Origin of the sequence: Thauera butanivorans (genome assembly GCF_048398245.1) — a bacterium.
GTDB lineage: Bacteria > Pseudomonadota > Gammaproteobacteria > Burkholderiales > Rhodocyclaceae > Thauera > Thauera butanivorans.
Genome location: NZ_CP183038.1, coordinates 1,201,842 through 1,223,084, shown reverse-complemented (window position 1 = coordinate 1,223,084; position 21,243 = coordinate 1,201,842). Strand labels below are relative to the sequence as shown.

The following is a 21,243-nucleotide window of genomic DNA, read 5'->3' as shown; positions in this document are numbered from 1 at the left end:
AAGGCTCAATTCAACTGGCCGTGGCAATGCTTGTATTTCTTGCCCGAGCCGCAGGGGCAGGGATCGTTGCGGCCGACGCGCGGCCCGGCCTGCGCAGGCTGCGGCCCCTTCGCCGCCTGCGCGGCATTGGCGGCAGCCAGCACTTCGTCCTGGTCGGCATGGTGGTACTGCACGTTTTCCAGCGCAGGCGGCATTTCTGCCTCGTCGAGCTGGGCTTCGGTGCGCACCTGGACCGTCATCAGGATCTTGGTAACGTCGGCGCGGATCGCGTCGAGCAGGGTTTCGAACAGCTCGAAGGCTTCGCGCTTGTATTCCTGCTTGGGGTTCTTCTGCGCATAGCCGCGCAGGTGGATGCCCTGGCGCAGATGGTCGAGCGCGGCGAGGTGCTCGCGCCAATGGGTATCCAGGCTCTGCAGCATCACGTTGCGTTCGAACTGATGCCAGGCCGAGACATCGACCAGCGAGATCTTGGCGGCATAGGCTTCCTCGCCCGCGGCGATGATACGTTCCAGCATCGCCTCGTCGTCCAGGCTCGGCTCGGCCTTGATCCATTCGCCCACCGGCAGCTTCAGCGCCAGCTCGGCGGCCAGCGCCAGCTCCAGGCCGGGGATGTCCCACTGCTCCTCGACGCTGTCCAGCGGCACGTAGCGGCGGAGCACGTCATTCAGCACCCCCTGGCGCATCGCCTGGACGGTGTCGGAGATGTCCTCGGTCTCGAGCAGTTCGTTGCGCTGCTGGTAGATGACCTTGCGCTGGTCGTTGGCGACGTCGTCGTATTCCAGCAACTGCTTGCGGATGTCGAAGTTGCGCTGCTCGACCTTGCGCTGCGCCGATTCGAGCGAGCGGGTGACCATGCCGTGCTCGATGGCCTCGCCTTCGGGCATCTTCAGCCGCACCATGATCGCGTTCAGGCGCTCGCCGGCGAAGATCTTCATCAGCGGGTCTTCCAGCGACAGGTAGAAGCGACTGGAGCCCGGATCGCCCTGGCGGCCCGAACGGCCGCGCAACTGGTTGTCGATGCGGCGCGACTCGTGGCGCTCGGTGCCGATGATGTGCAGGCCGCCGGCGGCGATCACCTGCTCATGCACCTTGGCCCAGTCCTCGCGCATCGCGGCGATCTTCGCTTCCTTTTCGTCCTGCGGCACGCTGTCGTCGTCGCGCACCGCGGCGACCGGCCGCTCGATGTTGCCGCCGAGGACGATGTCGGTACCACGGCCGGCCATGTTGGTGGCGATGGTCACCACCCCCGGACGCCCGGCCTGGGCAACGATCTGCGCTTCGCTGTCGTGCTGCTTGGCGTTGAGCAACTGGTGCTCGATCCCGGCCTTCTTCAGCAGGTTCGAGAGGAATTCGTTGGTTTCGATCGAGGTGGTGCCCACCAGCACCGGCTGGCCGCGCTGCACGCAGTCGCGGATGTCCTCGATCACCGCGTCCCACTTCTCCTTCGCGGTGCGATAGACCTTGTCGTTCTCGTCCCTGCGCTGGGTGGGCCTGTTGGTCGGGATCACCACCGTTTCGAGGCCGTAGATGGAGTGGAACTCGAAGGCTTCGGTGTCGGCGGTACCGGTCATGCCGGCCAGCTTGCCGTACATGCGGAAGTAGTTCTGGAAGGTGATCGAGGCCAGGGTCTGGTTCTCGGCCTGGATGCGCACGCCTTCCTTGGCCTCGACCGCCTGATGCAGGCCGTCGGACCAGCGCCGGCCGGCCATCAGGCGGCCGGTGAATTCGTCGACGATGACGACTTCGCCGTTCTGCACCACGTAGTGCTGGTCCTTGTGGTACAGCGCATGGGCGCGCAGCGATGCGTACAGGTGATGCACCAGCAGGATGTTGCCCGGATCGTAGAGGCTGGTGCCTTCGGCCAGCAGGCCCATGCGCATCAGGATCTGCTCGGCATTCTCATGGCCATCCTCGGTCAGCAGCACCTGGTGCGACTTCAGGTCGACGGTGTAGTCGCCCGGCTCGGTGATGTTGTCGCCCTCGCCTTCCTGCTTCTTCAGCAGCGGCGCGACCTGGTTCATCTTCAGGTAGAGCTCGGTGTGGTCCTCGGCCTGGCCGGAGATGATCAGCGGCGTGCGCGCCTCGTCGATCAGGATGGAGTCCACCTCGTCGACGATGGCGAAGTTCAGCGCGCGCTGCACCCGCTCGCTGGCCGCATAGACCATGTTGTCGCGCAGGTAGTCGAAGCCGAACTCGTTGTTGGTGCCGTAGGTGATGTCGGCCGCGTAGGCCGCCTGCTTCTGGTCGTGCGACATGCGCGACAGGTTGCAGCCGGTGGAAAGGCCGAGGAAGCCGTAGATCCGTCCCATCCACTCGGCGTCGCGGCTGGCGAGGTAGTCGTTCACCGTGATCACATGCACGCCCTTGCCCGACAGCGCGTTCAGGTAGGCGGGCAGCGTGGCGACCAGGGTCTTGCCCTCGCCGGTGCGCATTTCGGCGATCTTGCCATGGTGCAACACCATGCCGCCGACCAGCTGGACGTCGAAGTGGCGCATGCCATGCACGCGCTTGCCGGCCTCCCGCACCACCGCGAAAGCCTCGGGCAGCAGCATGTCGAGCGCTTCGCCGTTCGCCACGCGTTGCTTGAACTCGGCGGTCTTGCCGCGCAGCTCCTCATCGGACAATGCGGAGATTTCCGGCTCGAGCGCGTTGATCTTGCGCACGGTCTGGGAATACTGGCGGACGAGGCGGTCGTTGCGACTACCGAAGATTTTCTTGAGCAGGCCGGAGATCATGTTGGAGGTGGACGTCGATTCGGCAAAGGCGCGAGTTTATCATGCCGCGCAGGGCGCCCCACTGCGCACCACGGCACGACCTTCCGCATTCCTCCTTTCCCACGCCCCATGAGCCGCCTTCTCCATCGTTTTCTCGGCAGCGCCGAATCCCTCGCCCGCCTGCAGGACCACGCCGCCCGCCTGCGGCGGCTGCAGGGCACGCTGGAAGCCGCGCTGCCCCTGCAACTGGCGGAGCAGTGCCATGTGGCCAACCTGAAGGACGACGTGCTGGTCATCAGCACGCGCAACGGCGCCACCGCGGTGCGGCTCAAGCAGATGCTGCCCAGCCTGCAGGAGCATTTCCTGCGCGCCGGCCACGCGCTGGGTACGATCAGGGTCAAGGTCGGGACGCCGGAACAGACGGCCTGGCGCCCACCCGCGACGGAGCGCCACATTTCGGCCGATGCCAAGGCCAATCTGTCGGAGTTCGCCGCCTCGCTGCCACCGGATTCACCCTTGCGCGAATCTCTCGAGCGCCTGGTCAGGCGCGGGCGCGAGTAGCAGCGGGAAAAGTGGCGGGCGCGAAAACAGGCGGCCCAAGGCCGTTCAGATCATCGGCACCAGCACGCGCTCGATGGCGAACAAGGCCAGCACGGCCAGCAGCAGCACGACGACGATGCGGAAAGCCTTCCACGCCCACAGCTTGAAGCGCGGGTTGCCGGTGATCAGCCACAGGATCACCGAGCCGCCGATGGCGAGCACCGCCAGCAACAGCAGCAGACGCATGATCAGCATCGCCGTCGCTCCGTGATCGTGGCCGGCATCAGGCCCGGGCCGGCAGGGCGTCGCCGAACTGGTGGACGACGGCCGGCGGCGCGGCCCTGGGCTGCTCGAAGCTGACGATCTCCCAGGCTTCGCGGTCTTCGAGCAGCACGCGCAGGATCTGGTTGTTCAGCGCATGGCCGGCCTTGTGCGCCGTATAGGACGCCAGCAGCGGATGGCCGCACAGGTAGAGGTCGCCGATGGCATCGAGCACCTTGTGCTTGACGAATTCGTCGGCGTAGCGCAACCCCTCGGCGTTGAGCACACGGTACTCGTCCATCACGATCGCGTTGTCGAGGCTGCCGCCGAGTGCGAGGCCGTTGGACTGCATGAACTCCACGTCCTGCATGAAGCCGAAGGTGCGCGCGCGGGCGACGTCGCGGATGTAGGAGTGGGTGGCGAAATCGACCTTGACCGAGGTCGCCGTGCGGTCGATCGCGGGATGGTCGAAGACGATGGAGAATTCGAGGCTGAAGCCGTCGTAGGGGTCGAGGCGCACCCACTTGTCGCCTTCGCGGTATTCGACCGGCTTCTTCACGCGCAGGAACTTCTTCGGCGCCTTCTGCTCCTCGATGCCTGCCGACTGCAGCAGGAACACGAAGGGCGCGGAGCTGCCGTCGAGGATGGGGATCTCGGGCGCATCGACATCGACGTGCAGGTTGTCGATGCCGAGGCCGGCCAGCGCCGACATCAGATGCTCGACGGTGCCGACCTTCTCGCCGTTCTTCTCCAGGCCCGAGCACATCCGCGTGTCGCAGACGGCGTAGGGATCGGCCGGCAGGGTCAGCGGCGGATCGAGATCGACGCGGTGGAAGACGATGCCGGTGTCCGGTGCCGCCGGACGCAGCACCAGCGTCACCTTGCGCCCGCCGTGCAGACCGACGCCGGTGGCCTTGACGATGGATTTGAGGGTGCGCTGCCTGATCATTGTTAAATTCCTTATATCGGCCAGCAGTTTAGCACGCACCCGCCGACGGTACGGACTATGGGTGCAATGCAGCAAAGCTGTTGCATGGACACCCCCGCCGCCGCTCAGCTCCTCTCCCCCACTCGCGGGATGGGCCATGGAAACGGGGAGCAGGCATGCAAGCACTGCCGCCCCAGGACGAAACGGGCATCTGCCGCGAACCGGAGGCGGCGGTTCACGGCAGATGTCCGTCGGACCTCAGGCACCGCGAAGCGGCACCCGGCATCGGCGCAGACGGCGGTCAGTCGGCCTGGCGGCGCAGGAAAGCCGGAATGTCGTAGGTGCCGACGCCGCTGGTGCTCATCGCTTCGACCGTGGTGCGGCGGCCGGTGCGCATCACCGCCGGCACGTCGAGGCTGTTCATGTCGACCGCGCCGCTGCCGCCCATCGCCGGGCCGTAGGTACCGGTGCCCTTCACCACTTCCATGATCGGCTGGCGGGCCGAACGCGGCGCACCGAGGCCGGTCGCGACGACGGTGATGCGGATGCGGTCCTCCATGCTTTCCTCGAACACCGTGCCGTACTTGACGAAGGCCTCGGGCGCGGCGAAGGCCTGCACGGTCTTCACCGCGTCGCGCACTTCGGACATCTTCAGCGACTTGCTGGCGGTGATGTTGATCAGCACGCAGCGCGCGCCCGACAGCTCGGTGCCTTCGAGCAGCGGCGACACCGCGGCCTGTTCGGCGGCGATGCGGGCGCGGTCCATGCCGGCGGCTTCGGCCGAGCCCATCATCGCGCGGCCCATTTCGGCCATCGCGGTGCGCACGTCCTGGAAGTCGACGTTGACCAGGCCGGGGACGTTGATGATCTCGGCAATGCCGCCGACAGCCGAGCGCAGCACGTTGTCGGCCGAACGGAAGCACTCCTCGAAGCCGGCATCGTCGCCATAGACGTCGAGCAGCTTGTCGTTGAGCACGACGATCAGCGAGTCGACATGGCGGGTCAGCTCCTCGACGCCGCTTTCGGCGACGCGGATGCGGTTCTCGAAGTCGAATGGCTTGGTCACCACGGCGACGGTCAGGATGCCCATCTCCTTGGCGATCTCGGCCACCACCGGCGCAGCGCCGGTGCCGGTGCCGCCGCCCATGCCGCCGGTGATGAACACCATGTGCGCGCCTTCCAGCGCGGCGGCGATCTCCTCGCGCGACTCCTGCGCCGCGGCACGTCCGGCTTCCGGCTTGGAGCCGGCGCCGAGGCCGGTGCTGCCGAGCTGGACCTTGTGGGACGCCAGGCAGCGGTTCAGCGCCTGGGCGTCGGTGTTGGCGGTGATGAAATGCACCCCCTTCACCCCTTCACGGATCATGTGGTCGACGGCGTTGCCACCCGCGCCACCGACACCGATCACCTTGATGACCGTACCGGACGGTTCCTTCTCAACGATTTCAAACATTTGCCTCGCCTCCTGAATTAACGGCCCTGCTCAACAACGAATGCCGATCCGCCTGCATCTAGTAAATTTCGGAAAGTGTAATACTAAATACGGGCTGCCAAATCGGCCTTCATACAAAATGACACCATGACAAAATTCCTGGACTTTTCGCGTCCGCTCAGAAATTGCGTTCGAACCATGACTTCATGCGGCCGAAGAACTGTTTCACGCTGCGCGTGTCGCGTGCCTGGAAACCCCGCCGGCGCTGCGCCGCGCCTTCCATGACCAGGCCCATCGCGGTGGAGTAGCGCGGCTGGCAGACCACGTCCGCCAGGCCGCCGTCGTACTGCGGCGCGCCCACGCGCACCGGCATGTGGAACACGTCCTCGCCCAGCTCGGCCATGCCGCGCATCACCGCCGAACCGCCGGTCAGCACGATGCCGGACGACAGCAGTTCCTCGTAGCCGCTGCGGCGCAGCTCGGCCTGCACCAGTTCGAACAGCTCGGACACGCGCGGCTCGATGACGTCGGCCAGCGCCTGGCGCGACAATTTGCGCGGCGGCCGGTCGCCCACGCCGGGCACTTCGATCATCTCTTCCGGGTCGGCCATCTGGTGCATCGCCACGCCGTGGCGGATCTTGATTTCCTCGGCCTCGGCGGTCGGCGTGCGCAGCGCCATGGCGATGTCGTTGGTGATCTGGTCGCCCGCCACCGGAATCACCGCGGTGTGCCGGATCGCGCCCTGGGTGAACACCGCGATGTCGGTCGTGCCGCCGCCGATGTCCACCATGCAGACCCCCAGCTCCTTCTCGTCCTCGGTCAGCACCGCATAGCTGGAAGCGAGCGGCTGCAGGCTCAGGTCCATGACTTCCAGGCCGCAGCGGCGCACGCACTTGATCACGTTCTGCGCCGCCGACACCGCGCCGGTGACGATGTGCACCTTCACCTCCAGGCGCACGCCGCTCATGCCGATCGGCTCGCGCACGCCGCCCTGGCCGTCGATGATGAATTCCTGGGTCAGGATGTGCAGGATCTGCTGCTCGGCCGGAATCGGCATCGCCCGTGCGACCTCGATCACCCGATCGACGTCGGTCGGCGTGACTTCCTTCTCCTTGATCGCCACGGTGCCGCTGGAGTTGAAGCTCTTGATGTGGCTGCCGGCGATGCCGGTATAGACGTCGTGGATCTTGCATTCGGCCATCAGCTCGACCTCCTGCAGCACGCGCGAGATCGCATCCACCGTGGCTTCGATATTGACCACCACGCCGCGCTTGAGGCCGTTGGTGGGCTGGGTGCCCAGGCCGACGACGTTGAGCCGGCCGTCGGGCCGCACCTCGGCCACCATGCAGGTCACCTTGGTCGTGCCGATGTCGAGTCCGACGATCAGTTCCTTGTATTCCTTGCTCATTACCTGCCCTTTCTGCCACTTTGCGGCGCGGCTTGCAGCAGCACCGTGCCGTCGGTCGGCGTCAGCGCAAACCCGCTCGGGTAGCGCAGATCCGCCACCTTGATGTCGATGTCGACCTGCTCGCGCACTCGCGGCCACACCGCGATGAAGCGCTTGAGCCGGTCGGCGAGTAGAGACCGTTCCTGCTCGCGGCCGAGCATGATCACCAGGCCGTTGTCGAGCTTGAGCTGCCAGGCTTCACGCGCCGACAGCACCAGTCCGACCAGCCGCACGCCCATCGGCTGCAGCAGTTCGGAAAATTCGCCATGGCGCGCCAGCAGCCAGCCCGAGGTCCCCTGCGGCCCGTCGAAATGCGGCATGTCGGCGTCGCTGGCCGCGACGAAGACTTCGCCCTGCGCATTGACCAGCCGCGCGTCGCCGCTGTCGGACACCGTCCAGTAGGCCACCGCCTGGTGCTCCTCGATGCGCAGTTCGAGCGCATCGGGCCAGCGCCGGCGCACCTCGGCCTTGCGCACCCAGGGCAGCTTCTCGAAGGTCGCCTTCACCGCCTCCAGATCGACGGTGAAGAAATTGCCGTCGATCGCGGTACGCGCGGCGTACTCGAGTTGCTCCCCGGTGACCTGCGCCGGCGGCGTCAGCACCACGACCTCGCCGATCGGGAACAGCGGCCGCGACACGAACCAGATCACCAGCGCCCAGCCCAGGCCGACCGCCCCCAGCAGCGTCAGCAGGTCGGAAATCAGGTTCAGCAGCGCCGGCCTGTGCCACAGCCCCTTGCCGTCGCGCGCCGCGGCCGCCCGCGCCGCCGGTCGGGCGGAACGGATGGCGGCAGGACGAACGGCCGCGGGCCGGGCACCGACTTCAGCCAAGACGGGCTCCTTCGAGAATCTTCAGGCACAGGGCGTCGAACTCCAGCCCGGCCACACGCGCCGACATCGGCACCAGCGAATGGCTGGTCATGCCGGGCGAAGTGTTCATTTCCAGCAGGTAGGGCTTGCCTTCGACGGTCAGGATCAGGTCGCCGCGGCCCCAGCCGCGGCAGCCGAGCACGCGCGCGGACTTCATCACCAGTGCCCGCAGTTCGGCCTCCTGCCCGGCCGGCAGGCCGCAGGGGCAGTCGTAGCGGGTGTCGTCGGTGAAATACTTGTGCTGGTAGTCGTAGTTGCCGTCCGGCGCGACGATGCGCACCAGCGGCAGTGCCTGGTCTTCGAGGAAGGGCGCGGTCAGCTCCTGGCCTTCGATGAATTCCTCGGCGATCACCAGGCTGTCGTAGCGCGCCGCCAGCTCCCAGGCCGCCTGCAACTGCTCCGCGGCAACGACCTTGGTCGCGCCCATGCTCGAGCCTTCATGCACCGGCTTGACGTAGATCGGCAGGCCGAGCTCGGCCACCACCGCATCCCAGTCGGTGCCGGCATCGAGAATGGCGTAGCGCGGCGTCGGCAGGCCGCAGGCCAGCCACACCATCTTGGTGCGCCACTTGTCCATCGACAGCGCCGAAGCCATCACGCCGCTGCCGGTGTAGGGAATGCCCATCAGTTCCAGCGCGCCCTGCACCGTGCCATCCTCGCCGCCGCGGCCGTGCAGGGCGATGAAGGCGCGCTCGAAGCCTTCGTCCTTCAGCGCGTGCAGGTCGCGCTCGGCCGGATCGAAGGCATGCGCATCCACGCCGGCGCCCTGCAGCGCGGCCAGCACCGCCGCGCCGGACATCAAGGACACCTCGCGTTCGGCCGATGTTCCGCCGAACAGCACCGCAACCTTGCCGAAGCGCGCCTTCACGTCACGTCCTCGATCGATGCGAGCTTGCCCGGCACCGCGCCGATGCTGCCCGCGCCCATGGTGATCACCACGTCGCCGTCGCGCGCGGTGGACAAAATCATCTTCGGCATGTCGGCGATGTCCTCGACGAACACCGGCTCGACGCTGCCGGCGACGCGTATCGCACGCGCCAGCGAGCGCCCGTCGGCGGCGACGATCGGCGCTTCGCCGGCGGCATAGACTTCGGCCAGCAGCAGGCCATCGACCGAGGACAGCACCTTGACGAAGTCCTCGAAGCAGTCGCGCGTGCGGGTGTAGCGATGGGGCTGGAAGGCCAGCACCAGGCGACGGCCCGGGAAAGCGCCGCGCGCCGCAGCGATCGTCGCCGCCATTTCCACCGGGTGATGGCCGTAGTCGTCCACCAGCGTGAAGCTGCCGGCCTCGTCGCCGTCCAGATCGACCAACTGCACTTCGCCGTAGCGCTGGAAGCGGCGGCCGACGCCGCTGAAGTCCGCCAGCGCCTTGACGATGGCTTCGTCCGGCACCTGCACTTCGGTCGCCACCGCGATCGCCGCCAGCGCATTGAGCACGTTATGCATGCCGGGCAGGTTGAGCTCGATCGGCAGCCGCGTGGTCGAGCCATTGACCCGCACGCAGTCGAACAGCATCCGCCCGCCGTCAGCGCGCACGTTCTCGGCGCGGATGCTGGCGCTCGGCGACAGGCCGTAGCGCACGATCTGCTTCGACACCTGCGGCATGATCTCGCGCACGTTGGCGTCGTCCTCGCACAGCACGGCGACGCCGTAGAACGGCAGCCGCTGCAGGAAATCGACGAAAGCCTGCTTGACCCGGCCGAAATCGTGGCCGTAGGTGTCCATGTGGTCGGCGTCGATGTTGGTGACGACCGCGACCATCGGGCTCAGCAGCAGGAAAGACGCATCCGACTCGTCGGCCTCGGCCACCAGGTACTCGCCCTTGCCGAGGCGCGCGTTGGCGCCGGCAGCGTTGAGCCGGCCGCCGATGACGAAGGTCGGGTCGATGCCGCCTTCGGCGAGGATGCTCGCCACCAGCGAGGTGGTGGTGGTCTTGCCGTGGGTGCCGGCGATGGCGATGCCCTGCTTGAAGCGCATCAGCTCGGCCAGCATCAGCGCGCGCGGCACGACCGGGATGTTGCGCTCGCGCGCCGCCACCACTTCCGGGTTGTCCGGCTTGACCGCGGTGGAAGCCACCAGCACGTCGGCGCCGGCGACGTTGCCAGCCGAATGGCCGCGCATGACGCGAGCGCCCATCTTCTGCAGCCGGCGCGTCGCGGCGTTGTCGCCGAGATCGGAGCCGCTCACCGCATAGCCCTGGTTCACCAGCACTTCGGCGATGCCGCTCATGCCGGAGCCACCGATGCCGACGAAGTGGATGTTCCTGACCTTATGCTTCACGGCCATATTCCTCATGGCGGTCGAGCAGCGCCCCGAACGGCGCCTTGGCGTCGCGAGCCCATGCTCCGACGAAATGGATGTTCCCGAGCTTGTGCTTCATGTCCTGTCTCCGCCGGCCAGTGCCTCGCAGACGCGCGCCACTTCGGCAGCCGCCTGCGGGCAGGCCAGGGCACGGGCGTTCTCCGCCATCTGCAGCAGGCGCGGACGGTCGATGCTGGCGAGGATGCCGGCCAGCCGTTCGGCGTTGAGTTCGGTCTGCGGCAGCAGATAGGCCGCGCCGCGATCGGCGAGGAAGCGGGCATTGCCGGTCTGGTGATCGTCCACCGCGTACGGGAAGGGCACCAGCAGGCTGGCCGCCCCCACCGCAGCGAGTTCGGACACCGTCAGCGCGCCAGCGCGGCAGATCACCAGGTCGGCCTCCGCGTAGGCGCTCGCCATGTCGTCGATGAAGGGACGTAGATCGCCCTCCACCTGCGCGCTCGCATACGCGGCGTGCAAGGCCTCGATCTGCTTCTCGCCCGCCTGGTGCAGCACCTGCGGCCGGGCGTCGGCCGGCAGGCGGGCGAGCGCGGCCGGCACCGCGTCGTTGAGCGCCGCCGCGCCGAGGCTGCCGCCGACGACGAGAAGCTTCAGTGGCCCTTCGCGGCCGGCGAAACGCTCGCCCGGCGGCGCCACTGCGGCGATCTCGGCGCGCACCGGGTTGCCGACCCAGCGGCCTTTCCCCAGCACCTCGGGGAAACCCGTCAGCACCCGCTCGGCGACGCCGGCCAGCACGCGGTTGGCCAGCCCCGCCACCGAGTTCTGCTCGTGCAGCACCAGCGGACGGCCGAGCAGCGCCGCCATCATGCCGCCGGGGAAGGTGATGTAGCCGCCCATGCCCAGCACCACGTCGGGCCGGCTGCGGCGCAGCGCGCGCAGCGCCTGCCAGAAGCCGGACAGCAGGTTCAGCGGCAGCATCAGCTTGCGCACCAGGCCCTTGCCGCGCAGCGCGCCGAAGCGCACCCAGGCGGTGTCGTAGCCGCGCGCCGGCACGATGCGGGCTTCCATGCCGTCCGGATTGCCCATCCAGACGATGCGCCAGCCGTGCTCGCGCAGGGCTTCGGCCACCGCGATGCCGGGGAAGATGTGGCCGCCGGTGCCGCCGGCCATGACCATCAGCGTCTTCATGGCTGGACCCCGCGCTTCAGTTGCCGCACTTCCCAGTCGCAGCGCAGCAGGATCGCCAGCGCGATGCAGTTGGCGACGATGCTCGAGCCGCCGAAGCTCATCAGCGGCAGGGTCAGGCCCTTGGTGGGCAGCAGGCCCATGTTGACGCCCATGTTGATGAAGGACTGCACGCCGATCCACAGGCCGATGCCCTGCGCCACCAGGCCGGCGAAGTAGCGTTCGAGCCGGATCGCCTCGCGGCCGATCACGAAGGCGCGCTGCACCAGCACCGCGAACATGGCGATGACCGCGATGATGCCGACGAAGCCGAGCTCCTCGGCGATGACCGCGAGCAGGAAATCGGTATGCGCCTCGGGCAGGTAGAACAGCTTCTCCACGCTCGCCCCCAGGCCGACGCCGAACCATTCGCCGCGGCCGAACGCGATCAGCGCGTGCGACAGCTGGTAGCCCTTGCCGAAGGCATCCTTCCACGGGTCCATGAAGCCGAGCACGCGCTCCAGGCGGTAGGGCGACACCAGAATCAGGATGACGAAACCGATCACCGCGGCGATCGCCAGCAGCGCGAACACGCGGCCATTGATGCCGCCGAGGAAGAGCACGCCGAAGGCGATCGTGGTGATGACGACGAAGGCGCCGAAGTCCGGCTCGCGCAGCAGCAGGAAGCCGACGAACAGGATCACCGCCATCATCGGCAGGAAGCCGCGCTTGAAGCTGCTCATGGCGTCGAGCTTGCGCACCGTGTAGTCGGCGGCATACAGCGCGGCGAAGATCTTCATCAACTCCGACGGCTGCAGGTTGACCGGCCCGAGCGACAGCCAGCGCTGCGCGCCATTGACTTCGCGCCCCACGCCCGGAATCAGCACCACGATCAGCAGCACCACACCGGCCACGAACAAGGGCATCGCCAGTTGCTGCCAGCGCGCCATCGGCAGTTGGAAGGCGAGCAGCCCGCAGCCGATGCCGACGGCCATGAACACCGCATGGCGCGCGACGAAGTAATAGGGCTGGTAGTTGGTGAAACGGCTGCCTTCGGCGATCGCGATCGAAGCCGAATACACCATCACCAGTCCGAGCAGCAGCAAGCCGATGGCCGACCAGATCAGCAGCGGATCGAGTTCGCGCATCGAGTTGCCGCCGCGCGCGAAGCGATCGCCCCCTCTCGGCGCCGCGGACTTGCCCGAAACGGCGGAGAACATGTTCGTCAGGCTGGAGCCGAGTTTCATCGCGCGTCGACCTCCGGCAAGCGCCGCACCGCGGCAATGAACACTTCGGCGCGATGGGCATAGCCGCGGAACATGTCGAAGCTGGCGCAGGCGGGGGACAGCAGCACCGCATCCCCTTGCTGCGCCAGTTCAGCGGCACGAACAACCGCGGTTTCGAGATCGGCAGCATGCTCCAGCGGAACACCTGTACCTGCCAATGCAGCTTCGATCAGGGCCGCATCGCGGCCGATCAGCAGTACCGCGCGCGCCCTGCCGGCGACCGCGGGCGCGAGCGGCGAGAAATCCTGACCCTTGCCGTCGCCGCCGGCGATCAACACCACCGGACGGTCGAAGCCGTCCAGCGCGGCGACCGTCGCGCCGACGTTGGTGCCCTTGGAATCGTCGTAGAAGCGCACGCCGTCGGCGCGCTCGGCGACCAGCTCGACACGGTGCGGCAAGCCGCGGAAGGCACGCAGGCCGGCAATCAACTGCGCGGGTGCCATGTCCAGTCCGGCTTCGCACAGCGCCAGCGCGGCCAGCGCGTTGGCGGCGTTGTGACGCCCGGCCAGCGCCAGCTCGGCCAGCGCCAGCAGCGGCTGGTGGCCGCGCACCAGCCAGTCGGCGCCGTCGTGGCAGGCGATGCCGTAATCCGTCTCGGCGCCGTGCGGAGCGTCGACACCGAAGCGGATCACCCGGCGGCCCGGCAGCGCCATCGCCGCGACGCGCGCGTCCTGGCGGTTCAGCACCTGCACGCCCTGCCCCTGGAAGATCGCGGCCTTGGTCACGGCATAGGCCTCGACGCCGGCATAGCGGTCCAGATGGTCGTCGCTGACGTTCAGCACCGTCGCCGCCTCGGCATCCAGGCCGTCCAGAGTCTCGAGCTGGAAGCTGGACAGCTCCAGCACCCAGCAGGCGGGCAGCTCGATGCCCAGTTCCAGGCGCTCCATCAGCACGTCGAGCGCCGCCGGGCTGATGTTGCCGGCGGCGACCGCGTCGATGCCCGCCGACTGCGCCAGCGCGGCAGTCAGCGCCGTGGTCGTGGTCTTGCCGTTGGTGCCGGTGATGGCGAGGATGCGGCTGCGCCCGCGCACGCCGAGTTCGGCCAGCGCCTGCGCCAGCAGGCTCATTTCGCCGGTGACGGGCAGGCCGCGGCGGCAGGCTTCGGCGGCGACGCCGGTGCGCGGATCGAGCCCGGGGCTGAGAGCGACGAGATCGATGCCATCGAGCACTTCGGCGCCGAAGCCGCCGCTGACGATTTCGGCCAGCGGCGCGTCCTCGCGCAGCGCCTCGAGGCCGGGCGGCACGGCACGGCTGTCGGCGACGCGCAGGCGCGCGCCGCGCAGCGCGCACCAGCGCGCCATCGCCAGGCCCGATTCGCCGAGCCCGAGCACCAGAACGTGTTTGCCCGTCAGTTCGCTCATCTCAGTTTCAGCGTCGACAACCCGAACAGCACCAGCATGATGGTGATGATCCAGAAGCGGACCACCACCTGCGTTTCCTTCCAGCCACCCAGCTCGTAGTGGTGGTGCAGCGGCGCCATGCGGAAGATGCGCTTGCCGCCGCTGGCCTTGAAGTACAGCACCTGCACCATCACCGACAGGGTCTCGGCGACGAACAGCCCGCCCATGATGAAGAGCACGATCTCCTGGCGCACGATGACCGCGATGGTGCCCAGCGCCGCGCCCAGCGCCAGCGCGCCGACGTCGCCCATGAACACTTCGGCCGGATAGGCGTTGAACCACAGGAAGCCCAGCCCGGCGCCGCAGATCGCGCCGCAGAACACCGCCAGTTCGCCCGCGCCGGCAACGTAGGGCACGCCGAGGTACTTGGCGAAGCCGGCATGGCCGGCGACGTAGGCGAAGATCGCCAGCGCGCCGGCCACCATCACCGTCGGCATGATCGCCAGGCCGTCGAGGCCGTCGGTGAGGTTGACCGCGTGGCTGGTGCCGTTGATGACGAAATAGGTCAGCGCGACGAAGCCGACGATGCCCAGCGGATAGGCCACGGCCTTGAAGAAGGGCACGATCAGCTCGGTCTGCGCCGGCGTGTCGGCGCTGAGGCCGAGGTAGATCGCCGCCGCCAGCGCGATCGCCGAGGTCCAGAAATACTTCCAGCGGCTGGCCAGCCCCTTGGGGTCGCGGTGCACGACCTTGCGCCAGTCATCCACCCAGCCGACGGCGCCGAAGCCGAGGGTGACGAGCAGCGTCACCCAGACGTAGTCGTTCTTCAGGTCGCCCCACAGCAGCACGGTGATGCCGATCGAGATCAGGATCAGCGCGCCGCCCATGGTCGGCGTGCCGGCCTTGGTCAGGTGCGACTTGGGGCCGTCGTCGCGCACCGCCTGGCCGATCTTCTTGGCCGCCAGCCAGCGGATGACGCCGGGGCCGGCGATCAGCGAGATCGCCAGCGCGGTCAGCGCGGCCAGCACCGTCCGCAGCGTGATGTAGCCGAAGACGTTGAAGCCACGAATGTCCTGGCCTAGCCAGAGTGCGATTTCCAACAGCATGTCAGGAGCCGGTTCCGTTCGAAGGGGCAGGATTGTGCACTGCCGCAAGCGCATCCGCCACTCTTTCCATACGCATGAAGCGCGAGCCTTTCACCAACACCACCGAGTCCGCATCGAGCCGTGCCGACAGCGCCCGGACCAGTGCTTCGGGCGAGTTGAAGTGGTGTCCGCCCTCGCCGAAATTGCGCACCGCCACCGCCGTCATGTCGCCCAGCGCGAACAGGCCGTCGATGCCCTTGCTCTTGGCGTAGCCGCCGATCTCGTCGTGCACCTGGGCGCTGGTTTCGCCCACTTCGCCCATGTCGCCCAGCACCAGCCAGGTATGGCCCGGCATCGCCGCCAGCACGTCGATCCCGGCACGCACGGAGTCGGGATTGGCGTTGTAGGAATCGTCCAGGATCACCGCGCCGCTCAAGCCTTCGCGCCGCTGCAGGCGGCCGCGGCTGCCGGCGAAGGCAGCCAGGCCTTCGGCCACCGCTTCGAGTGTCGCACCGGCCGCCAGGCAGGCCGCGGCGGCGCCGACGGCGTTACGCACGTTGTGCAGGCCGGGCACCTGCAGCGCGAATTCGATGCGGCCCTGCGGCGTGTCGAGTCCCACCCGCGAGCCGAGGCCGCGAAGGGTAGCTTGTCCGCGCACGTCGGCAGCGCGGTCGATACCGAATGTCACAATCCGGCGCCCGTCGTTGAGGCGGCGCCAGCCGTCCGCATGCGGATCGTCGGCATTGATCACGGCGGCGCCGGCCGTACCGAGCCCGCCGTAGATCGCGCCCTTCTCCTGCGCGACTTCGTCCAGCGTGCCCATGCCCTGCAGGTGCGCGCGCTGGGCATTGTTGACGATCGCCACCGTCGGCTGCGCCAGCCCGGTGAGATAGGCGATCTCGCCCGGCTGGTTCATGCCCATCTCGATCACCGCGGCGCGGTGGAAGTCGCGCAGGCCGAGCAGGGTCAGCGGCAGGCCGATGTCGTTGTTCAGGTTGCCCTGCGTCGCCAGCACCGACTCGTCGCCGAAGCCCTCGCGGCGGGCCTGGGCGCGCAGGATGGCGGCGCACATTTCCTTCACCGTGGTCTTGCCGTTGCTGCCGGTGATGCCGATCAGCGGCAGTGCGAAGCGCGCGCGCCAGGCCGCGGCCAGCGTGCCGAGCGCGCGCCGGGTATCGTCGACCACCACCACCGGCAGCGCCGGCGCGGGGTTTTCGGCGAACCAGCGCGCATCCACCAGCGCAGCCGCCGCGCCGGCCTCGGCCGCGGTGCCGACGAAAGCATGGCCGTCGAAGCGCTCGCCCCGCAGAGCGACGAACAGCTGGCCCGGCACCAGCGCCCGGCTGTCGCTGCCGACACTGCCGAAACGCACCATGGCGGTGGCATGCGCGCCGTGCGCGGCGAGCGCGCGGGCCGCATCCTGCAGGCTCATCATCGCTGCGCACCTCGGGCATGCCAGGCGCGCAGGGCAAGATCGGCCTGTTCGAGATCGGAGAACGGCAGGCGCCGGCCATGGATTTCCTGGTAAGGCTCGTGGCCCTTGCCGGCGATCACCACCACGTCGTCCGCCGCCGCTTCGGCGACGGCGAAGCCGATCGCCCGGGCGCGATCGACGATGCACTCGGCTGCCGGCCCCGCCCCGGCCGCAACCGCTTCGAGGATCTTCTGCGGATCCTCGGTACGCGGATTGTCGCTGGTGACGATGACGCGATCGGCCAACCGGCGCGCCACCTCGCCCATGATCGGCCGCTTGCCGGGATCGCGATCACCGCCGCAGCCGAACACGCAGACCAGCCTGCCCTGGCGCGAGTTCACCGTCGGCCGCAGGGATTCGAGCACCTGGGCGAGCGCGTCCGGCGTATGCGCGTAGTCGATCACGATCAGCGGTTCGCAGACGCCGCCCACCAGTTGCATGCGCCCTTCCGGCGGCTGCAGGCGCGCCAGATGCGGTGCCAGTTCGTCGAACGGAAGACCGTGGACGAGCAGGGCCGCGGCGACCAGCAACAGGTTGGAGACGTTGAAATGCCCGACCACGCGCACCTGGACGTCCACAGTGCGCCCGTCCCAGTGCAGCGCGAAGCGGAAGCCGGTGGCGGACGACTGCAGCCGGTCGGCGAACAGCACGCGCGCGCCGGGCACGGCATCGGCATTGGCCTGGTACAGCGTGCAGGCGATCACCTCGCGGCCTTCGCCGGCCAGGCGCCGCGCCAGCATCAGCCCGAACGGATCGTCGATGTTGATGATCGCGGCCGCGCTGCTGCCCAGCGCGAACAGGCGGGACTTGGCCTCGCCATAGACTTCCATCGAGCCGTGATAATCGAGGTGGTCGCGGCTCAGGTTGGTGAAGATCACCGCATCGAAGCAGGCGCCGTTCACCCTGCCCTGGTCGAGGCCGATCGACGACACTTCCATCACCGCCGCGCCCGCGCCGGCCGCAACGAAGCCGGCCAGCAGCCGATGCAGTTCCAGTGCGTCGGGCGTGGTGTTGAGCGCGCTCTCCAGTTCCCCCGGAAAGCCGTTGCCGAGCGTGCCGACGATGCCGCAGCACGTCCCCAGGCCCTGCAGCGCGGCAGCGAGCATCTGGCTCACCGTCGTCTTGCCGTTGGTCCCGGTCACGCCCGCCAGCCAGAGCTTTTCGGACGGATGGCCGTAGATCTCGTGAGCGAGATGCCCGGCAAGCTCGCGCAGACCTTCGACCGGCAGCGACGGCACCGGCAGGTGACCCGGGTTGAAGCCGTCGGCGCTTTCCCACAGCACGGCCGCAGCCCCCCCCTCGATCGCCGAAGCCAGGTAGCGGCGGCCGTCGGTACGAAAACCCGGCCATGCCGCGAACACTTCGCCGGCGCCGAGCTTGCGCGAGTCGGCGGTGATGCCGGCAGGCTGCACGCCCGCCGCACGCAGGCAGGCCAGGATCGAGGCGACCCTGCCCATTTACATGCTCTCCTGCGCCACGCCGGCCGCCTCGCTTTCTTCGCTCTGGCGACGGGCAAGATGCAGCGGCGTCAGCGGCGCGTCCGGCGCCACGCCCAGCGAGCGCAACGAGCCTTCCATGATGCGCGAGAACAGCGGTCCGACCACGGTGCCGGCGTAGTAGCTGCCGGCGCTCGGCTCGTCGATCATCACGGCGACGACCAGGCGCGGGTTCGAAACCGGCGCGAAGCCGACGAAGGAGGCGATGTAGCGCTTGACGTAGCGGCCGTTCTCGATCTTCAGCGCGGTGCCGGTCTTGCCGCCGACGCGGTAGCCGGCCACCTGGGCCCTGGTCGCGGTGCCGCCGGTCTGGGTCACCGACTCCAGCATCGTGCGCATCGCCCGCGCGGTCTCGACCGAGAAGATCCGCCGTCCATTGCTGGGCCTGCCTTCGAGGCGGGTCAACGACAGCGGAACGAGTTCGCCATCGCGTGCAAAGGCGAGATAGGCGCGTGCCATCTGGATCAGGCTGACCGAAATGCCGTGGCCGTAGGACATCGTCGCCTGCTCGATCGGCTTCCAGCTCTTGGCCGGGCGCAGCCGCCCGCCGCTTTCACCCGGGAAGCCCAGATTGAGCGGCTTGCCGAAGCCCAGGTCGTCGAACAGCTGCCACATCTCGGTCGGCGTGAAATGCTGGGCGAGCTTGACCGTGCCGATGTTGGAGGACTTCTGGATGACCTCGGCGACGGTCATCGGCTTGGCATGGCGATGCGAATCCGAAATCGTCGCCGTGCCGATGGTCATGCGGCCAGCAGTCGCATCGATCATCGTCGTCGGCCTGACCTTGCCGCGGTCGAGCGCCAACCCGGCAATGAACGGTTTCATGATCGAGCCCGGCTCGAAACTGTCGGTGAACACCCGGTTGCGCAACTGTTCACCGGTCAGGTTGCGGCGGTTGTTGGGGTTGAAGGTCGGCGCATTCACCATCGCGAGGATCTCGCCGCTGCGCGAATCGATGACCACCGCCGCGCCCGCCTTGGCCTTGTGCTCCTTCATCGTGTCGCGCAGCGCCGACCAGGCGAGGTACTGGATCTTGCCGTCGATCGACAGCGCCACCTCCTCGCCTTCGCGCGGCGGGCGGACGGCCTCGGCACCTTCGATGATCTGGCCGCGGCGGTCCTTGATCACGCGGCGCAGGCCGGGCTCGCCGGCGAGCTGCTTGTCGAAGGCCAGTTCGATGCCTTCCTGGCCCCGGTCCTCGACGTTGGTGAAGCCGAGAATGTGCGCCATCACTTCGCCGCCCGGGTAGTAGCGGCGGAACTCGCGCTGCTGGTGGATGCCGGGCAGTTCGAGATCGGCGATGCGCTGGGCCACTTCCGGCGACAGCTGGCGCTTCAGGTAGACGAAATCACGCTGGCTGGCGAGCTTCTCGTTGAGCTCGCGCACATCCATTTCCAGCATCCGCGCCAGTTCGCGCACCTGCGCGGGTTCGAGCTTGGCGTCGGCCGGCATTGCCCATACCGAACGCACCGGCGTGCTGACCGCCAGCATGTCGCCGTGGCGGTCGGTGATGCGGCCGCGCGTGGCCGGAATCTCGATCGTGCGCGCATAGCGCGACTCGCCCTTGGCCTGCAGGAAATCGTTATTGACGCCCTGCAGATACAGGGCGCGCCCGGCCAGGGTCATCGACCCCGCCAGCAGCGCGAGCAGCAGAAAGCGCGGGCGCCACATCGGCAGCTCGCGCTTGAGCAAGGGGTTGTGATTGAAGGTGACCGCGCGCTGGTTCTTCTTCATGATGACGGCTCCACCACCAGGACCTGGCCCGGCACGGGCGGGCGCATGCCCAACCTTTCCCGCGCGAGCTTTTCCACCCGGGCATGCGCTGCCCAGGTGCTTTGTTCAAGTTGCAATTGACCCCATTCCACTTCGAGGCTGTGCGCCCGCGCCTGCTCGCGCTCGAACTCGGCATACAGCTTGCGGGCCTGGTGCTGGGCGGAGACCACCCCCAGCGCACTCGCCACCGTCAGCGCCACCAGCACGGCATCGAAGCGCATCTTCATGCTTCGCTCCCGGCGCGTTCGGCCACCCGCATCACCGCGCTGCGCGAACGGGGGTTGGCCGCCACTTCCGCGGCAGCCGGCCGCAGCGCCTTGCCGATCAGGCGCAGGCGGGGCGGCGGCAGCTCGGCGGCACGGATCGGCAACCGGGCCGGCAGCACTGGCGGACGGGATTCGTCACGCATGAAACGCTTGACGATGCGGTCTTCGAGGGAATGGAAGCTGATCACCACCAGCCGCCCGCCCGTACCGAGACGGTTCACGCAGGCAGGCAGCACGCGCGTCAGCTCCTCGAGCTCCTGATTGATGAAAATCCGTAGAGCCTGGAAGGTGCGTGTCGCCGGGTGCTGCCCCGGCTCGCGTGTACGGACCGCTTTTTCCACGATCGCGGCAAGTTGTCCAGTGGTTGCAACAGCCCCCCCTGTCCGAGCAGTTGCAATCGCCTTTGCAATCGCATGAGCAAACCGTTCCTCGCCATAATCCCTGATCACCTCCGTCATCCGGCCGACGGACGCTTCCGCCAGCCAGTCCGCCACGGTCTGCCCGCGGCTGGTATCCATACGCATGTCCAGCGGCGCATCGAAGCGAAAGCTCATGCCTCGCGCCGCCTCGTCGAGCTGGGGTGAGGACACCCCGAGATCCAGCAACACCCCATCCACCTGCACCACACCCAGCTCGCCCAGCACTGCGTCCAGCGAGCTGAAAGCCTCATGCACCAGCGTCAGCCGTGCATCACCCAGTGCCCGGCCCGCCGCAATCGCCGCCGGATCGCGGTCGAAGGCGATCAGCCGCCCCGCCGGCCCGAGCCGTTCGAGCACGGCGCGGCTATGTCCGCCACGGCCGAAAGTGCCGTCGACGTACACCCCGCCCGGCTTGACGTCGAGCGCATCGAGCGCCTCTTTCAGCAGCACGGTGACGTGGGCAGCAGGCACTTCGGCAGCATTCATCGCGGTG

General features: G+C 68.1%; 18 protein-coding genes. 1 reads left to right on the top strand and 17 read right to left on the bottom strand.

The window, feature by feature from the left end:
* Positions 1-5: 5 nt before the first annotated feature.
* On the bottom strand, positions 6-2,735 hold the full coding sequence (secA, locus tag ACNQFN_RS05870) for a preprotein translocase subunit SecA (protein WP_418648242.1): 2,730 nt from the start codon (positions 2,733-2,735) through the stop codon (positions 6-8).
* A 108-nt stretch (positions 2,736-2,843) separates the two neighbouring features.
* Here secA and ACNQFN_RS05865 point away from each other — a divergent pair, with 108 nt between their 5' ends.
* Positions 2,844-3,275 (top strand): DciA family protein, encoded by a 432-nt coding sequence (locus tag ACNQFN_RS05865; RefSeq protein ID WP_418648241.1) that lies wholly within the window; start codon positions 2,844-2,846, stop codon positions 3,273-3,275.
* A gap of 45 nt (positions 3,276-3,320) precedes the next feature.
* Here ACNQFN_RS05865 and ACNQFN_RS05860 read toward each other — a convergent pair whose 3' ends face one another.
* From ACNQFN_RS05860 to rsmH, 16 genes are all read right to left on the bottom strand, one after another.
* On the bottom strand, positions 3,321-3,509 hold the full coding sequence (locus tag ACNQFN_RS05860; RefSeq protein WP_068636018.1) for a hypothetical protein: 189 nt from the start codon (positions 3,507-3,509) through the stop codon (positions 3,321-3,323).
* A gap of 28 nt (positions 3,510-3,537) precedes the next feature.
* Positions 3,538-4,464 carry a UDP-3-O-acyl-N-acetylglucosamine deacetylase gene (lpxC, locus tag ACNQFN_RS05855; protein WP_418648240.1) on the bottom strand — a complete coding sequence of 309 codons (927 nt, stop codon included), beginning with the start codon at positions 4,462-4,464 and terminating at the stop codon, positions 3,538-3,540.
* 280 nt (positions 4,465-4,744) lie between these two features.
* The gene (gene ftsZ, locus ACNQFN_RS05850) at positions 4,745-5,893 is read right to left on the bottom strand and encodes a cell division protein FtsZ (RefSeq protein ID WP_068636016.1); all 1,149 of its coding nucleotides are present in this window, start codon (positions 5,891-5,893) and stop codon (positions 4,745-4,747) included.
* 157 nt (positions 5,894-6,050) lie between these two features.
* Entirely contained in the window at positions 6,051-7,280 is a 1,230-nt protein-coding gene (gene ftsA, locus ACNQFN_RS05845) for a cell division protein FtsA (protein ID WP_068636015.1), read from the bottom strand.
* Positions 7,280-8,149, bottom strand: a complete 870-nt coding sequence (locus ACNQFN_RS05840) for a cell division protein FtsQ/DivIB (protein ID WP_418648239.1) — start codon at positions 8,147-8,149, stop codon at positions 7,280-7,282. Before ACNQFN_RS05840 ends, ftsA begins: the two co-directional genes overlap by 1 nt.
* Entirely contained in the window at positions 8,142-9,056 is a 915-nt protein-coding gene (locus ACNQFN_RS05835) for a D-alanine--D-alanine ligase (protein WP_418648238.1), read from the bottom strand. The genes ACNQFN_RS05840 and ACNQFN_RS05835 overlap by 8 nt, the downstream gene beginning before the upstream one ends.
* Positions 9,053-10,468, bottom strand: a complete 1,416-nt coding sequence (gene murC, locus ACNQFN_RS05830) for a UDP-N-acetylmuramate--L-alanine ligase (RefSeq protein WP_418648237.1) — start codon at positions 10,466-10,468, stop codon at positions 9,053-9,055. Before murC ends, ACNQFN_RS05835 begins: the two co-directional genes overlap by 4 nt.
* Before the next feature lie 96 nt (positions 10,469-10,564).
* On the bottom strand, positions 10,565-11,635 hold the full coding sequence (murG, locus tag ACNQFN_RS05825; RefSeq protein ID WP_418648236.1) for an undecaprenyldiphospho-muramoylpentapeptide beta-N-acetylglucosaminyltransferase: 1,071 nt from the start codon (positions 11,633-11,635) through the stop codon (positions 10,565-10,567).
* On the bottom strand, positions 11,632-12,858 hold the full coding sequence (ftsW, locus tag ACNQFN_RS05820) for a putative lipid II flippase FtsW (RefSeq protein ID WP_088178851.1): 1,227 nt from the start codon (positions 12,856-12,858) through the stop codon (positions 11,632-11,634). The genes murG and ftsW overlap by 4 nt, the downstream gene beginning before the upstream one ends.
* Entirely contained in the window at positions 12,855-14,258 is a 1,404-nt protein-coding gene (gene murD, locus ACNQFN_RS05815) for a UDP-N-acetylmuramoyl-L-alanine--D-glutamate ligase (RefSeq protein WP_418648235.1), read from the bottom strand. The genes ftsW and murD overlap by 4 nt, the downstream gene beginning before the upstream one ends.
* Positions 14,255-15,343, bottom strand: a complete 1,089-nt coding sequence (mraY, locus tag ACNQFN_RS05810) for a phospho-N-acetylmuramoyl-pentapeptide-transferase (RefSeq protein WP_068636010.1) — start codon at positions 15,341-15,343, stop codon at positions 14,255-14,257. Before mraY ends, murD begins: the two co-directional genes overlap by 4 nt.
* Before the next feature lies 1 nt (position 15,344).
* Positions 15,345-16,757: a UDP-N-acetylmuramoyl-tripeptide--D-alanyl-D-alanine ligase gene (locus ACNQFN_RS05805; RefSeq protein ID WP_418648234.1), complete on the bottom strand. Its 1,413-nt coding sequence runs from the start codon at positions 16,755-16,757 to the stop codon at positions 15,345-15,347.
* Positions 16,754-18,253 carry a UDP-N-acetylmuramoyl-L-alanyl-D-glutamate--2,6-diaminopimelate ligase gene (locus ACNQFN_RS05800; RefSeq protein ID WP_418648233.1) on the bottom strand — a complete coding sequence of 500 codons (1,500 nt, stop codon included), beginning with the start codon at positions 18,251-18,253 and terminating at the stop codon, positions 16,754-16,756. The genes ACNQFN_RS05805 and ACNQFN_RS05800 overlap by 4 nt, the downstream gene beginning before the upstream one ends.
* Positions 18,254-20,026: a peptidoglycan D,D-transpeptidase FtsI family protein gene (locus ACNQFN_RS05795; protein ID WP_068636007.1), complete on the bottom strand. Its 1,773-nt coding sequence runs from the start codon at positions 20,024-20,026 to the stop codon at positions 18,254-18,256. It abuts the gene before it with no gap.
* On the bottom strand, positions 20,023-20,292 hold the full coding sequence (gene ftsL, locus ACNQFN_RS05790; protein WP_068636006.1) for a cell division protein FtsL: 270 nt from the start codon (positions 20,290-20,292) through the stop codon (positions 20,023-20,025). The genes ACNQFN_RS05795 and ftsL overlap by 4 nt, the downstream gene beginning before the upstream one ends.
* Entirely contained in the window at positions 20,289-21,236 is a 948-nt protein-coding gene (rsmH, locus tag ACNQFN_RS05785; protein ID WP_418648232.1) for a 16S rRNA (cytosine(1402)-N(4))-methyltransferase RsmH, read from the bottom strand. Before rsmH ends, ftsL begins: the two co-directional genes overlap by 4 nt.
* Positions 21,237-21,243 lie beyond the last annotated feature (7 nt).